The following is a 13,306-nucleotide window of genomic DNA, read 5'->3' as shown; positions in this document are numbered from 1 at the left end:
CTTTATTTTTATATGCTCGCCATTATAAAGTGAACGCAAAACTGCTATAATCAGCGCACACTTTTTAAGGAAGAAATACATGAGCCAATTTTTTTATATCCACCCTGAAAATCCCCAAGCGCGCTTGATTAATCAAGCTGTAGAGATTTTACAAAAAGGCGGTGTAATTGTGTATCCAACGGATTCGGGATATGCCTTAGGCTGTATGATGGGCGATAAACATGCAATGGATCGTATTGTAGCAATTCGTAAATTGCCTGAAGGACATAATTTTACCTTGGTGTGTAGTGATTTGTCGGAGCTTTCAACTTACTCAACGGTAAATAATATTGCTTATCGTTTGATTAAAAATAATACGCCAGGGCGTTATACTTTTATTCTTACAGCAACGAAAGAATTACCGCGTCGTTTAATGACATCAAAACGTAAAACTATTGGTTTACGCGTACCAGATAATAAGATCGCTTTAGATTTACTTTCAGCTTTAGGCGAGCCTATTTTATCTTGTTCGTTAATGTTGCCTAATGAAGAACATACTACACAATCCGATCCTGAAGAAATTCGTGATCGTTTAGAACATCAAGTGGATTTAATTATCCATGGTGGATATTTAGGGCAAGAGCCTACAACAGTGGTGGATTTAACGGAAGAATCGCCAGTGATTTTACGCGAGGGAAGTGGAAGCACTGATCCTTTTATTTAATACATATTATGTAACAGATAGACGCTTGTGAAAGCGACCTTTCCATTATTCAAGGAAAACAATGAAACCTAGTCAAAAACAAACTCAAAGACAACCGCACTTTTCCAAAGATTCAGCAAAGAAAAGTGATTTTTCAGTTAAAAATGATAGACGTTCAGTCTCTCGTACTGCACGCGTAGAAACGGCAAATACGAAGAAAAGTGCGGTTAATTCTGATAACAAATTTTTATCTAAGCCAAAAGCGAAACCTGTTGTAAAAGCCTCGAATCAACCTAAAATAGAGGGCGAAAAATTACAGAAAGTTTTAGCGCGCGCTGGACAAGGCTCTCGTCGTGAAATTGAAACGATGATTGCCTCCGGTCGAGTGAGCGTAGAGGGTAAAATTGCGACTTTAGGCGATCGTATTGACGTACATTCTGGCGTGAAAGTGCGTATTGATGGTCAAATCATTAATCTTAGCCACGCACAAAAAGAAATTTGTCGAGTGTTAATGTATTACAAACCTGAAGGGGAACTTTGTACTCGTAGCGACCCAGAAGGGCGTGCCACAGTGTTTGATCGTTTGCCACGTTTAACGGGGTCTCGTTGGATTGCAGTAGGGCGTTTAGATATTAATACATCGGGTTTATTGCTTTTTACCACTGATGGAGAATTAGCAAATCGTTTAATGCACCCAAGCCGTGAAGTGGAACGTGAATATTCTGTGCGTGTATTTGGTCAAGTGGATGATGCGATGTTAGCACGTTTACGCAAAGGCGTTCAGCTTGAAGATGGCCCTGCCAATTTTAAAGAAATTAAATTTACAGGCGGTGTGGGTATTAACCAATGGTATGATGTAACCTTGATGGAAGGACGTAATCGTGAGGTGCGTCGTTTGTGGGAATCCCAAGGTATTCAAGTTAGCCGATTAATTCGTATTCGTTATGGAAATATCAAATTAATGAAAGGTTTGCCTCGTGGTGGCTGGGAAGAAATGGATCTTGAAAACGTCAATTATTTGCGTGAATTGGTGGGATTACCTGCTGAAACCGAAACGAAATTAGATGTAAAACAGGCAAGTCGTCGTCCAAAATCTGGGCAAATTCGTAAAGCGGTGAAACGTTATTCGGAGATGAATAAACGTTATAAAAAATAAGGACTTTTTTATGAAAATGCAGCAATTGCGTTATATCGTTGAGATTGTAAACCAAAATTTGAATGTTACAGAAGCTGCAAATGCACTTTACACATCGCAGCCGGGTATCAGTAAACAAGTTCGCCTCTTAGAAGATGAATTAGGTCTGGAAATTTTTGAGCGTCATGGTAAGCATATAAAATCAATTACACCAGCAGGGAAAAAAATTATTTCGATTGCACGCGAGTTACTTGTTAAAGCGCAAGGTATCCGTGCCGTTGCCGATGAATATACTCAGCCAAATCACGGTGTATTACGTATTGCGACGACAAACACTCAGGCACGTTATATGTTGCCAAGCGTGATTGAACGTTTTTCTAAAAAATATCCTGATGTGAGTTTGCATATTCATCAAGGTTCTCCAACACAAATTCACGATGCTTTAATGTCAGGCGAAGTGGATTTGGTAATTACCACTGAAGCACCTTATTTATTTGATGATTTAGTTCAAATTCCATGCTATTGGTGGAATCGTGCCGTGATTGTTACGCCCGATCATCCACTTGCTAAAGTGAAAGAACTGACCATTGAGGAATTAGGAAAATACCCACTTGTGACTTACACATTTGGTTTTACGGGTGTTTCTGATTTAGATTACGCATTTAATAGTGCCGGTATTTTACCGAATATAGTCTTTACGGCTACCGATGCTGATGTTATTAAAACTTATGTGCGCTTGGGGTTAGGGGTGGGCATTATGGCATCTATGGCACATACGGCACTAGATACGGATCTTGTACTGATTGATGCAAGCCATTTGTTCCGCCCAAGTATGACGAATATTGCATTTAAACATAGCACGTTCTTACGTAATTATATGTATGATTTTATGGAATATTTTTCGCCGCACTTAACTCGTAGTGTCGTAGAAAAAGCCGAGCGTTTGCGTGATAACAATTCAGTGAAAAAATTATTTGAAGGCATTGAATTAGAAACAAGATAACAATGTATAAATGAAGTGCGGTTGAAATTTAATAAGAATTTCAACCGCACTTAAAAGATTAAAAGAGATCGTGATATTTCACTAAATCTTTACGCTGAATAGCAAATACGCCTAGCCCGCCATTTTTAAGTTCTACCCATTCAAATGGCACATCTGGATATTGCTCAATTAAGCTCACCATACTATTGCCCACTTCACACACCAATACGCCATTTTCGGTTAAGTAATTTGGTGCTTGTTTTAAAATTTGTTTGGTAATGTTTAAGCCATCACTGCCAGAGCCTAAGGCTAACTCTGGCTCAAAATGGAATTCTTCTGGCATATCGGCGAGATCTTCTTCATCCACATAAGGTGGATTGGTCACGATAAGATCGTATTTTTGTCCTAAAATATTTGTAAATAAGTTTGATTGAATCGGGAATACGCGATGTTCTAATTGATGGCGTGAAATATTGATCTCCGCCACATTAAGTGCATCAACCGATAAATCGATAGCATCTACTTCCGCATTTGGGAAAGCATAAGCACAAGCAATGGCAATACAACCGCTGCCTGTGCATAGATCGAGAATATGATGAGGTTCTTGTGAAATTAAATTTTCAAAGCGATCTTGAATTAACGCACTAATTGGAGAACGTGGAATAATGGTTCGTTCATCGACATAAAATTCGTGACCGCAGAACCAAGCACTATTTGTTAAATATGCCACTGGCACACGTTGTTCGATTCGGGTTAATGCAAGTTGAACTAAGGTTTCTTTTTCAGATGGGGTTAATCGACTGTTAAATAATTCGGTAGGTAAATCAATGGGTAAATGTAAGCCACTTAAAACGAGTTGCAGGCTTTCATCCCAAGGATTATCGTGCCCTTGCCCGAAGTAAATATCAGAACGATTGAGAATGCTATACGTCCAACGCAGAAAATCTTGGATGGTTTGCAGTTCGTTTGCAACATTATCTTCCAAGATAGTTGCAACTAATTCTTGGTTATGTGAAGTTTCCATCGCATTTCTCCATAAAAGTGAGTAGAAAAGTTAGCATAAAATTCGGTATGAAAATTTGGCGTAGTTATACCACAGATGAGAATGTAGAACTATGATATGATACGCAAAATTTGAAATTAATGAGAAAAAAATGCAAGACGAATTTGATTTATTCCGTGCGGAAACCAAAGGCATTAAGCCAATGAAACAAGATACTTTTGTTGCCCCTCACCAAAAACGTGATCAGAAAAAAATAGAATTGAAAGAATTACGAGCGAAAGAAGATACGTTATTTTATTTTTCTGATGAATATGAGCCGTTACTGAATGAGCATGATGGTGTTGTGAAATATTTACGTGATGGGGAAGATTCCCATTTATTAAAACAACTTCGTCGTGGAGATTTTTCGCCAGAATTGTTTTTAGATTTACACGGTTTAACCCGTGAACAAGCTAAGCAAGAATTAGCCGCACTTTTACTGGCTTGTGAAAATGAGCATATTGATTGTGCCAGTATCATGACGGGCTATGGCACCTTTACATTGAAAAAACAAATTCCACGTTGGCTAGTACAACATCCTAAAGTGCGGGCATTACATCAAGCACCAAGAGAATGGGGTGGCGAAGCCGCAATTTTGATTTTAGTTGATTTGTAAAAAAACGTTATAAAAAAATACCGCACTTTTACTGCTAGGGCAAAGTGCGGTATTTTCTTTTACAGTTTTGTATGAACTATTGTGTCGCTTGAATTGCGGTTAAGGCAATTGTGTATACAATATCATCAACTAAAGCACCACGAGACAAGTCATTGACTGGCTTACGCATACCTTGAAGCATTGGGCCAATAGACACTAAATCTGCAGAACGTTGTACTGCTTTGTAAGTGGTGTTACCCGTATTTAAGTCAGGGAATACGAATACTGTTGCTTTACCTGCTACTGGTGAATTTGGTGCTTTAGAGCGAGCCACGTCTTCCATCACAGCTGCATCATATTGTAATGGGCCATCGATTAATAAATCAGGGCGTTTTTCTTTCGCAATACGGGTTGCTTCTTTCACTTTTTCCACATCAGCACCGCTACCAGATGTACCTGTTGAGTAAGAGATCATTGCGACTTTTGGATCAATACCAAATGCTTTCGCAGAATCCGCAGATTGAATTGCGATTTCCGCAAGTTGTTCTGCTGTTGGATCTGGGTTTACCGCGCAGTCGCCATAAACAAGCACTTGATCTGGTAATAACATAAAGAAGATAGAAGAAACGATTGAACTACCTGGTGCAGTTTTTATGATCTGCATTGGTGGGCGAATGGTGTTTGCAGTCGTGTGAACGGCACCAGATACTAAACCATCTACTTCATTTGCTTCTAACATCATAGTACCAAGCACTACGGTATCCTCTAATTGTTCACGAGCTGCGGTTTCAGTCATACCTTTCGCTTTACGTAATTCAACTAAACGATCAACATAGTTTTCACGAACGTCAGCAGGATTGATGATTGTAATACCCTTACCTAATTTAACACCTTGTGCTTCTGCAACACGTTGAACGGATGCAGGATCTGCTAAAAGCACACATTCCGCAATGCCACGTTCTGCGCAAAGTACGGCTGCTTTGATTGTACGAGGTTCATCGCCTTCAGGAAGCACAATACGTTTTTTCGCCGCACGAGCAAGTTCAGTTAATTGGAAACGGAATGCAGGTGGGGATAAGCGAGGTAAACGGCTAGAATCTGCAACTAAATTATTGATAAAGTCAGCATTAAAGTGTTGGCTAATGTATTGTTTAATATTTTCAATACGTTCTTTGTCATCAACAGGGACTTCAAGATTAAAGCTTTGTAAACTTAATGCCGTTTGCCAAGTATTGCCTTCAATACGGAAGATCGGCAATTTCGCTTTTTCAAAAGTAGGTTGGCAAAGTTTATTAATTTGAGCATCAATTTTATAACCGCCTGTTAATAAAATACCGCCGATTTCAATACCATTTGACGCTGCGAGAGCGGCTGCTACAAGCACATCTGGACGATCTGCTGAAGCGACTAATAAACTGCCTGCACGGAAATGCTCAACCATATTTGGTAAACTTCTTGCGCAGAAAGTGATACCACGAATACGGCGATTGATTTCCCCCTCATTAATGATTGATGCACCTAAATGCTTGACTAAGTCGATTGCTCGTGTAGCGATTAAATTTGCATTCCAAGGCACACAAGCTAATAACTTGATGGCACTACCTGCAAATAATTTGTTTACTTCTGTTTCGCTAATATGATTGTGTTGGAATGAATCAAAGATTTCAGCAAGATCGGGGCGTGTACGACCAGATTCATCAACAGGTGCATTGAATTTGTTTACAACTACGCCTAAAAGATTTGGATTGTTTTTACCACCAAATAAAGAGGCTGCTGCTTCTACACGATCTTTTAATTCGGTTGGGGTTTCAGTTGCTGGTGCTGCAACTAATACGATTTCTGCATCTAATGCTTGTGCAATTTCATAGTTGATATTATTTGCATAACCGTGTTTTCTTGTTGGAATTAAACCTTCAACTACAACAATGTCATTATTTTTGGTTAATTGTTGGTGGTTAGCTACAATTTTTTCTAACAATACGTCAGACTGATTTTGACCAATTAATGATTCTGCCACGCTTAACATAAAGGGTTCGGCAGTTTCAAGGCTAGTGCTAGTGCGAATAATAGAGGTTGTGCGATCCAATTTATCTTCGCCAGTGCTTGGTTGAGAAACGGGTTTCATAAAAGCAACTTTCGTGCCTTTTTGTTCGAGAGAGTGGATTAATCCAAGACTAATGCTAGTTAAACCCACGCCTGTACTTACAGGGATAAGAATAATCGTGCGAGACATAGTTAAACCTTAATATGTATATGTTATAAATAAAAACTGCCGAAAAATTCGGCAGTTTGTTGTTGAATTAGAAACAAAGTCTTGCGGTATCTTGTGCGATAACCAATTCTTCGTTAGTTGGAAGAACAATCGCTTTAAATGCGGAATCATCAGTCGTGATTACGCCATCTTTACCAAAACGTGCGGCAAGATTTCGTTCATTATCGATTTGAATGCCAAATAATTTTAAGTGATTCAATGCTAATTCACGAACGTGCGCTGAGTTTTCGCCAATACCACCAGTGAATGCAATCGCATCTAAGTGATCATCGCCCAACACAGCCATATAAGCACCAATGTATTTCGCTAAACGATAGCTATAAACATTTAAAGCGCGTTTTGCTTCTGGTTTAGATGCATTATCGTAGTTATCTTCAGCATAACGGCAGTCGCTGGTTACTTCAGTTAAGCCTAAAAGACCAGATTTTTTCACTAAAGTCTCTTCGATTTGTTCCATAGACATACCTAAAGTTTTGTATAGATAGAATATGATTGCAGGGTCAATATCGCCACAACGTGTACCCATTACCAAACCTTCTAGCGGAGTTAAACCCATTGACGTATCGATACATTGACCGTTACGCACAACAGAAACAGAACCACCATTACCTAAGTGACAAATAATAGCATTGACTTGGTCTGCGGGTTTGCCTACATATTCGGCGACTTCACGAGAAATGAAGTAGTGACTTGTGCCGTGTGCACCATAGCGACGTACGCCGTGCTCTTTATATAAAGAGTATGGAAGGGCATAAAGGAAGGCTTCTTCAGACATAGTTTGGTGGAATGCTGTATCAAAAACTACCACGTTTTTATCTTTTAAGTGTGGGAATGCGTTAAATGCTTCGCGAATACCAATTAAGTGAGCAGGGTTGTGAAGTGGCGCAAATTGTGCAGCATCTTCAATACCTTTAACAACTTCATCAGTTACGATAACAGATTGGGTGTATTTTTCGCCACCGTGAACGATACGGTGACCAATTGCTGCGATAGAATTTTTTAGTTCATCAGTCAGAATGTTAGATGCAATAAAATTAAGCGCTTCAGTATGCGCTGCGCCTGCGCCTAAATCTGCGTTACCTTTCTCTCCATTGAGTTTCCATTTGATACGTGCTTCTGGTAAGAAAAATGCTTCGGCTAAGCCAGATAATTTTTCTTCCCCTGTTGCTGGATCAAGAATTGCAAATTTTAGTGAAGAACTACCGCAGTTAAGGATAAGAACAAGTTTTGACATAGGAACCCTATATTTGATTGAGGTTAATAAAAATCCATCATTTAAGATGGTTTGAAAAATTAGGTATAGGATACACCTTTTGATGAATAAAATAAATTCATCGGTAAGGAAAAAATACAAACTTTATCGTATTTTTTGAAAAATTAAACTATTTTTACTAAAAATAGACTTAAAATAGCGTATGATAAGTGCGGTCAATTTTTTGAGGTGTTTTTTATGGCGTTTTTTTCCATTTTTAAACAGGGACAAATTTATCTTAATACTTGGCCGCAGGAGGCGAAGTTAGGGATTATTTTCCCTGAAAACCGTATTATGAAAGCCACGAGTTTTGCACAAAAATTTATGCCTTTTGTTGCTGTATTTGCAATACTGTGGCAACAGATTTATGCAAAAAATGATTTAATGGCATTTTCTATCGCAATTTTGACCGCACTTTTTACCTTGCTTATTCCTTTTCAAGGGCTTTATTGGCTTGGTAAGCGTGCAAATTCGCCATTAGAAAATCAAAGTGCGGTATGGTTTTACGATATTTGCGAACGCTTAAAACAACAAAATGAACCCTTGCCTTTTGTGCAAGAAAAACCGACATATCAACATTTAGCAGAGGTCTTAAGGAAAGCTCAAAGCAAATTTGAACGTGCTTTTTGGCAGGAAATTTAGTTTACGCAAACGTTTTCTTTTTGGCTGTATTTTTGTAGAATACCTCGGTCGTTTTAAACGGCCGTTTTTCATTGAGAGATTTTTTAATGATCGATTACATTATTATTGGCATTATCGCTTTTTCCATTCTTGTCAGTTTATTACGTGGTTTTGTACGCGAAGTACTTTCACTTGGTAGCTGGGTTGTGGCATTTATCGTAGCAAGCCAGTTCTATCCTTATCTTGCCACTTATCTTACGCAAATTGAATCAATGTATGTGCGTAATGGAACTGCAATCGCCATTCTGTTTGTTCTGACTTTAATCGTGGGCGCAATAGTAAATTATGTGATTAGTCAATTAGTAGATAAGACGGGTTTAAGCGGCACTGATCGCGTATTAGGTGCAGCTTTCGGTTTAGTGCGCGGTGCATTGATTGTGGCTGCGTTGTTATTTTTTATGGATACTTTTACCAATTTTGAACAAACTGATTGGTGGAAAGAATCTCAATTAATACCGCACTTTGGTTTTATTATTGAATGGTTCTTTCAACAGCTTCAGTCAAGTTCAAGTTTTTTAAATCCAACGCTTAATCAATAAGGAACACAAAATGTGTGGTATTGTCGGTATTGTTAGCCAAAGTCCGGTTAATGAATCTATTTATGCAGCATTAACTCTTTTGCAACATCGTGGACAAGATGCGGCGGGTATTGTAACGGTTGATGATGAAAACCGTTTCCGCTTACGTAAAGCTAATGGCTTAGTCAGCGATGTGTTCCGTCAAGAGCATATGCTACGCTTGCAAGGAAATGCTGGATTAGGGCATATTCGCTATCCTACGGCAGGAAGTTCTAGCGTCTCAGAGGCACAACCTTTTTATGTAAATTCTCCCTATGGTGTCACTTTGGTGCATAACGGCAATTTAACCAACTCAGTGGAGTTAAAAGAAAAAGTCTTTAAAACTGCCCGCCGTCACGTAAACACTAATTCAGATTCTGAACTTCTTCTTAATATTCTCGCTAATCATCTTGATCACATTCCTCAAAACCATCTTGATCCACAAGATATTTTTTATGCCGTTCGTAAAACTCACAATGATATTCGTGGTGCTTATGCCTGCGTAGCGATGATTATTGGACATGGGATGGTTGCATTTAGAGATCCTTTTGGTATTCGTCCTTTGGTGTTGGGTAAACGTGAAGAAAATGGCAAAACTGATTATATGTTCGCCTCTGAAACAGTGGCTTTAGATATTGTCGGTTTCGAGTTTGTACGTGATATTGCTGCGGGCGAAGCCGTTTATGTAACGTTTGATGGCGAGCTTTATTCACAACAATGTACCGAAAGTGCGGTGTTAAATCCTTGTATTTTTGAGTATGTTTATTTTGCACGCCCAGATTCAACGATTGATGGCGTCTCTGTTTATGCGGCACGTGTTCATATGGGGGAAAAACTCGGGAAAAAAATTGCAAAAGAATGGGCGGATGAAATTGATAATATTGATGTGGTCATTCCTATTCCTGAAACCTCCACAGATATTGCGTTACAAATAGCTCGTGTACTAGGGAAACCTTATCGCCAAGGATTTGTGAAAAATCGCTATGTTGGTCGTACCTTTATTATGCCAGGACAAGCACAGCGTATTAGTTCTGTTCGTCGCAAATTGAATACCATTAAAGCTGAATTTAAAGATAAAAATGTGTTATTGGTGGACGATTCTATCGTTCGTGGCACAACCTCTGAGCAAATTGTTGAAATGGCTCGCTCAGCTGGTGCGAAGAAAATTTACTTTGCCTCTGCTGCTCCTGAAATTCGTTATCCGAATGTATATGGTATTGATATGCCGAGTTGTGATGAACTGATCGCTTACGGTCGAAATGTTGAGGAAATTGCACATTTGATCGGCGTAGATAAATTAATTTTCCAAGATCTGACCGCACTTACTGAATCTGTTCAATTGGAAAACCCAGCCATTCAAGGTTTTGATTGTTCTGTTTTCACAGGCGAATATATTACAGGCGATATTAGCCCTGAATATCTTAATAAAATCGCAACTCAACGCAATGATAGTGCAAAGAAAAAACGTGAAAAACAAGCATCCAATCTTGAAATTTATAATGAACAATAAATTGCGATAAGGCGAGATATTTAGTCCGATAAAAATCACCGCATTAAAAAAGTGCGGTGATTTTTTTATTTGTTTTTTAGGATTTCTTCTAGATAGTTTTCGCAATCAGAATATTGAAATTGGAATCCAGCGTTGAGTAATTTTTCAGGCACAACATTTTGGCTTTCTAGTAATAGATTCGCTCGTTCGCCAAGCATGAAATGTAATATCCATTTGGGAATGGTTGCAAAGGCAGGACGTTTTAATATTCCAGCCAAAGTGCGGTTAAATTTATGCTGTTTTATGGGATTCGGGGCTGAGAAGTTAAATGCCCCTCTACATTCTGAATGATCGAGTAAAAATAAAATGCCGTTTACAATATCTTCTAAAGCAATCCAAGGGAAATATTGCTCTCCCTTGCCCAGATTACCGCCAAGTCCCCATTTGTATAAAGGCAACATTTTTGCAAGCGCGCCTCCTTTCTTAGAAAAGACTATTCCTGTTCTAATCAAACAAACTCTCGCATTAGCTTGTCGCGCGATATTTTCCCAATCTTGGCATAATTGTGCGGTAAAGGTTTTTGCTGTTTTGCTTGTTTCAGTAATTGTTTGTTCGTCTTGATCGCCGTAAATTCCAGTCGCTGAACCTGATATAAAAATTGGGTATTGCTGATACTGATTGATGAATTCAACCAGTTGAGTGGTAAGGCTTAAACGACTTTCTCGTAAAATAGATTTCTGATTTTTCGACCAAACTTTATGAAAAATTGGTTCGCCAGCAAGATTGATGATGGCATCAAACTGTTCTTGTAAATCGAGTTCTGAAAGTGCGGTAATAAATTTGATGTTTTTTTGCTTTGAGAAAGTGTGCGGCGAACTTGAGCGCGTTAAGATCGTCACTTGTTCATTGCGTAAGCAGAGTTGTTCGACAAGTGCTTTGCCGATAAGTCCTGTTCCTCCTGTTAATAGAATATTCATTACAATGCGTTTTCAAATAAGCGTTGGATATTTTGCAATAATTCGTCGATAGGTTTATCGCTTGTGGGCGTGACAAAAATAGTATCATCGCCTGCGATAGTGCCTAAAATGCCTTCCGATTTTCCAATGGAATCAAGTAATCGTGCAATTAATTGAGCAGCACCGGGCGTCGTTTTTATTACGATTAACATCGAATTGTGATCAACATCTAAGACAAGATTTTTTAATGGACTACTGGTATTGGGAACACTTAATTCATTTGGTAAGCAATAGACCATTTCCATTTTGGTATTACGAGTGCGAACCGCACCAAATTTGCTGAGCATTCTCGATATTTTTGATTGATTAATACCAGTAAAGCCTTGTTTTTTTAAGGCATCGACAATTTCATTTTGAGAACCAAAGCGTTCTTGATTGAGTAATTCTTTAAAAGCACGAGTTAAATTGTCAGTCATCTTTATTTTTTAATAGTCAAAATTTGCATAAGAATTGCATAAAAATTCACTTTCATCAACTGAAATATGAATAAGAATAAAGAGAAGAAAATATTTATCTCAGAAATGTGAACTAGATCATAGAATGATATTTCTCTATTTGTAATTGTAAGATGAACATTTTAAAATCAGGCTGTTTTAAATTAACTAACACATAAGGAGTATTTATGAAAGTTGCTGTATTAGGTGCCGCAGGTGGTATTGGTCAAGCATTAGCGTTATTACTAAAACTTCAGTTGCCAGCAGGCACCGACTTAGCATTGTATGATATTGCCCCAGTAACACCAGGTGTTGCAGTGGATGTTAGCCATATTCCAACGGCAGTGAATGTGAAAGGTTTTTCTGGTGAAGATCCAACACCAGCACTTGAAGGTGCGGATGTTGTATTAATTTCTGCTGGTGTTGCGCGTAAACCTGGTATGGATCGTTCAGATTTATTCAATATTAATGCAGGTATCGTGCGTGGTTTAATTGAGAAAGTCGCGATTACTTGCCCAAAAGCTTGTGTTGGTATCATCACTAACCCAGTAAATACTACTGTTGCGATTGCGGCTGAAGTGTTGAAAAAAGCAGGTGTTTACGACAAACGTAAATTATTTGGTGTGACAACTTTAGACGTGTTACGTTCTGAAACTTTTGTGGCTGAATTAAAAGGTTTAAATGTTTCTCGTACGAGCGTTCCTGTTATTGGTGGTCACTCAGGTGTGACTATTCTTCCATTACTTTCTCAAGTTCAATATGCAAAATGGAACGAAGAAGAAATCGAACCATTAACAAAACGTATCCAAAATGCAGGTACAGAAGTGGTCAATGCAAAAGCAGGTGGCGGTTCTGCAACGCTTTCAATGGCGCAAGCTGCGGCACGTTTTGCTCGTTCTTTAGTGAAAGGATTAAGTGGCGAGACAGTGGTTGAATGTACTTATGTTGAAGGCGATGGCAAATATGCTCGTTTCTTCTCTCAACCCGTTCGTTTAGGCAAAGAGGGTGTAGAAGAAATTTTACCAATTGGCCCATTAAGCAATTTTGAACAACAAGCTTTAGAAAATATGTTGCCAACTTTACGTGCAGATATTGAATTAGGCGAAAAATTTATTAATGGTTAATCGTTAAACAATAAGAAGGGAATATAAAATTCTCTTTTTATTAAA

General features: G+C 38.5%; 13 protein-coding genes. 8 read left to right on the top strand and 5 right to left on the bottom strand.

What is annotated here, in order from left to right; translation table 11 throughout:
* Positions 1 to 79: 79 nt before the first annotated feature.
* The 3 genes from ACPT9C_RS07980 to cysB all read left to right on the top strand — a co-directional run bounded on the left by ACPT9C_RS07980 (position 80) and on the right by cysB (position 2,820).
* Complete coding sequence (locus ACPT9C_RS07980) at positions 80 to 703, top strand: L-threonylcarbamoyladenylate synthase (RefSeq protein ID WP_061671377.1); 624 nt, start codon at positions 80 to 82, stop codon at positions 701 to 703.
* Between the two features lie 61 nt (positions 704 to 764).
* Positions 765 to 1,838: a 23S rRNA pseudouridine(2605) synthase RluB gene (gene rluB / locus ACPT9C_RS07975; protein WP_050948500.1), complete on the top strand. Its 1,074-nt coding sequence runs from the start codon at positions 765 to 767 to the stop codon at positions 1,836 to 1,838.
* A gap of 10 nt (positions 1,839 to 1,848) precedes the next feature.
* On the top strand, positions 1,849 to 2,820 hold the full coding sequence (gene cysB / locus ACPT9C_RS07970) for an HTH-type transcriptional regulator CysB (RefSeq protein WP_021035010.1): 972 nt from the start codon (positions 1,849 to 1,851) through the stop codon (positions 2,818 to 2,820).
* Positions 2,821 to 2,878: 58 nt separating this feature from the next.
* Here cysB and prmB read toward each other — a convergent pair whose 3' ends face one another.
* The gene (prmB, locus tag ACPT9C_RS07965; RefSeq protein ID WP_050846899.1) at positions 2,879 to 3,823 is read right to left on the bottom strand and encodes a 50S ribosomal protein L3 N(5)-glutamine methyltransferase; all 945 of its coding nucleotides are present in this window, start codon (positions 3,821 to 3,823) and stop codon (positions 2,879 to 2,881) included.
* A gap of 130 nt (positions 3,824 to 3,953) precedes the next feature.
* Between prmB and smrB the strand changes: the two genes are divergently transcribed.
* Entirely contained in the window at positions 3,954 to 4,457 is a 504-nt protein-coding gene (gene smrB, locus ACPT9C_RS07960) for an endonuclease SmrB (protein WP_005689264.1), read from the top strand.
* A 76-nt stretch (positions 4,458 to 4,533) separates the two neighbouring features.
* Here the strand turns inward: smrB and pta are convergent, their stop codons facing one another.
* Complete coding sequence (gene pta / locus ACPT9C_RS07955) at positions 4,534 to 6,669, bottom strand: phosphate acetyltransferase (RefSeq protein WP_005686526.1); 2,136 nt, start codon at positions 6,667 to 6,669, stop codon at positions 4,534 to 4,536.
* 67 nt (positions 6,670 to 6,736) lie between these two features.
* Complete coding sequence (locus tag ACPT9C_RS07950) at positions 6,737 to 7,942, bottom strand: acetate kinase (protein ID WP_012054452.1); 1,206 nt, start codon at positions 7,940 to 7,942, stop codon at positions 6,737 to 6,739.
* 216 nt (positions 7,943 to 8,158) lie between these two features.
* Here ACPT9C_RS07950 and yfbV point away from each other — a divergent pair, with 216 nt between their 5' ends.
* The 3 genes from yfbV (at position 8,159) to purF (ending at position 10,708) form a co-directional block, all read left to right on the top strand.
* Entirely contained in the window at positions 8,159 to 8,602 is a 444-nt protein-coding gene (gene yfbV / locus ACPT9C_RS07945; RefSeq protein WP_050948499.1) for a terminus macrodomain insulation protein YfbV, read from the top strand.
* A gap of 86 nt (positions 8,603 to 8,688) precedes the next feature.
* Positions 8,689 to 9,180, top strand: a complete 492-nt coding sequence (locus ACPT9C_RS07940) for a CvpA family protein (protein ID WP_005657117.1) — start codon at positions 8,689 to 8,691, stop codon at positions 9,178 to 9,180.
* A gap of 10 nt (positions 9,181 to 9,190) precedes the next feature.
* Positions 9,191 to 10,708 (top strand): amidophosphoribosyltransferase, encoded by a 1,518-nt coding sequence (purF, locus tag ACPT9C_RS07935; RefSeq protein ID WP_050948498.1) that lies wholly within the window; start codon positions 9,191 to 9,193, stop codon positions 10,706 to 10,708.
* 65 nt (positions 10,709 to 10,773) lie between these two features.
* Here purF and ACPT9C_RS07930 read toward each other — a convergent pair whose 3' ends face one another.
* Both ACPT9C_RS07930 and argR read right to left on the bottom strand, forming a co-directional pair.
* Positions 10,774 to 11,664 carry a TIGR01777 family oxidoreductase gene (locus tag ACPT9C_RS07930; protein WP_050948497.1) on the bottom strand — a complete coding sequence of 297 codons (891 nt, stop codon included), beginning with the start codon at positions 11,662 to 11,664 and terminating at the stop codon, positions 10,774 to 10,776.
* A complete protein-coding gene (argR, locus tag ACPT9C_RS07925; RefSeq protein ID WP_050848262.1) occupies positions 11,664 to 12,119 on the bottom strand; it encodes a transcriptional regulator ArgR in 456 nt (151 codons plus the stop codon). The genes ACPT9C_RS07930 and argR overlap by 1 nt, the downstream gene beginning before the upstream one ends.
* Before the next feature lie 206 nt (positions 12,120 to 12,325).
* Here argR and mdh point away from each other — a divergent pair, with 206 nt between their 5' ends.
* Complete coding sequence (gene mdh / locus ACPT9C_RS07920; protein WP_012055457.1) at positions 12,326 to 13,261, top strand: malate dehydrogenase; 936 nt, start codon at positions 12,326 to 12,328, stop codon at positions 13,259 to 13,261.
* Positions 13,262 to 13,306 lie beyond the last annotated feature (45 nt).

It is taken from the genome of Haemophilus sp. HN_Hi16 (assembly GCF_049823435.1).
Lineage (GTDB): Bacteria > Pseudomonadota > Gammaproteobacteria > Enterobacterales > Pasteurellaceae > Haemophilus > Haemophilus influenzae_D.
This window is presented reverse-complemented; position numbering and strand designations above follow the sequence as displayed.

Excerpts from the sequence above, each read along its gene's own strand:
- prmB (WP_050846899.1), bottom strand. The coding sequence starts at position 3,823 with ATGGAAACTTCACATAACCAAGAATTAGTTGCAACTATCTTGGAAGAT.
- cysB (WP_021035010.1), top strand. The coding sequence starts at position 1,849 with ATGAAAATGCAGCAATTGCGTTATATCGTTGAGATTGTAAACCAAAAT.
- ACPT9C_RS07980 (WP_061671377.1), top strand. The coding sequence starts at position 80 with ATGAGCCAATTTTTTTATATCCACCCTGAAAATCCCCAAGCGCGCTTG.
- argR (WP_050848262.1), bottom strand. The coding sequence starts at position 12,119 with ATGACTGACAATTTAACTCGTGCTTTTAAAGAATTACTCAATCAAGAA.
- ACPT9C_RS07940 (WP_005657117.1), top strand. The coding sequence starts at position 8,689 with ATGATCGATTACATTATTATTGGCATTATCGCTTTTTCCATTCTTGTC.
- yfbV (WP_050948499.1), top strand. The coding sequence starts at position 8,159 with ATGGCGTTTTTTTCCATTTTTAAACAGGGACAAATTTATCTTAATACT.
- rluB (WP_050948500.1), top strand. The coding sequence starts at position 765 with ATGAAACCTAGTCAAAAACAAACTCAAAGACAACCGCACTTTTCCAAA.
- smrB (WP_005689264.1), top strand. The coding sequence starts at position 3,954 with ATGCAAGACGAATTTGATTTATTCCGTGCGGAAACCAAAGGCATTAAG.
- pta (WP_005686526.1), bottom strand. The coding sequence starts at position 6,669 with ATGTCTCGCACGATTATTCTTATCCCTGTAAGTACAGGCGTGGGTTTA.
- mdh (WP_012055457.1), top strand. The coding sequence starts at position 12,326 with ATGAAAGTTGCTGTATTAGGTGCCGCAGGTGGTATTGGTCAAGCATTA.
- purF (WP_050948498.1), top strand. The coding sequence starts at position 9,191 with ATGTGTGGTATTGTCGGTATTGTTAGCCAAAGTCCGGTTAATGAATCT.
- ACPT9C_RS07930 (WP_050948497.1), bottom strand. The coding sequence starts at position 11,664 with ATGAATATTCTATTAACAGGAGGAACAGGACTTATCGGCAAAGCACTT.
- ACPT9C_RS07950 (WP_012054452.1), bottom strand. The coding sequence starts at position 7,942 with ATGTCAAAACTTGTTCTTATCCTTAACTGCGGTAGTTCTTCACTAAAA.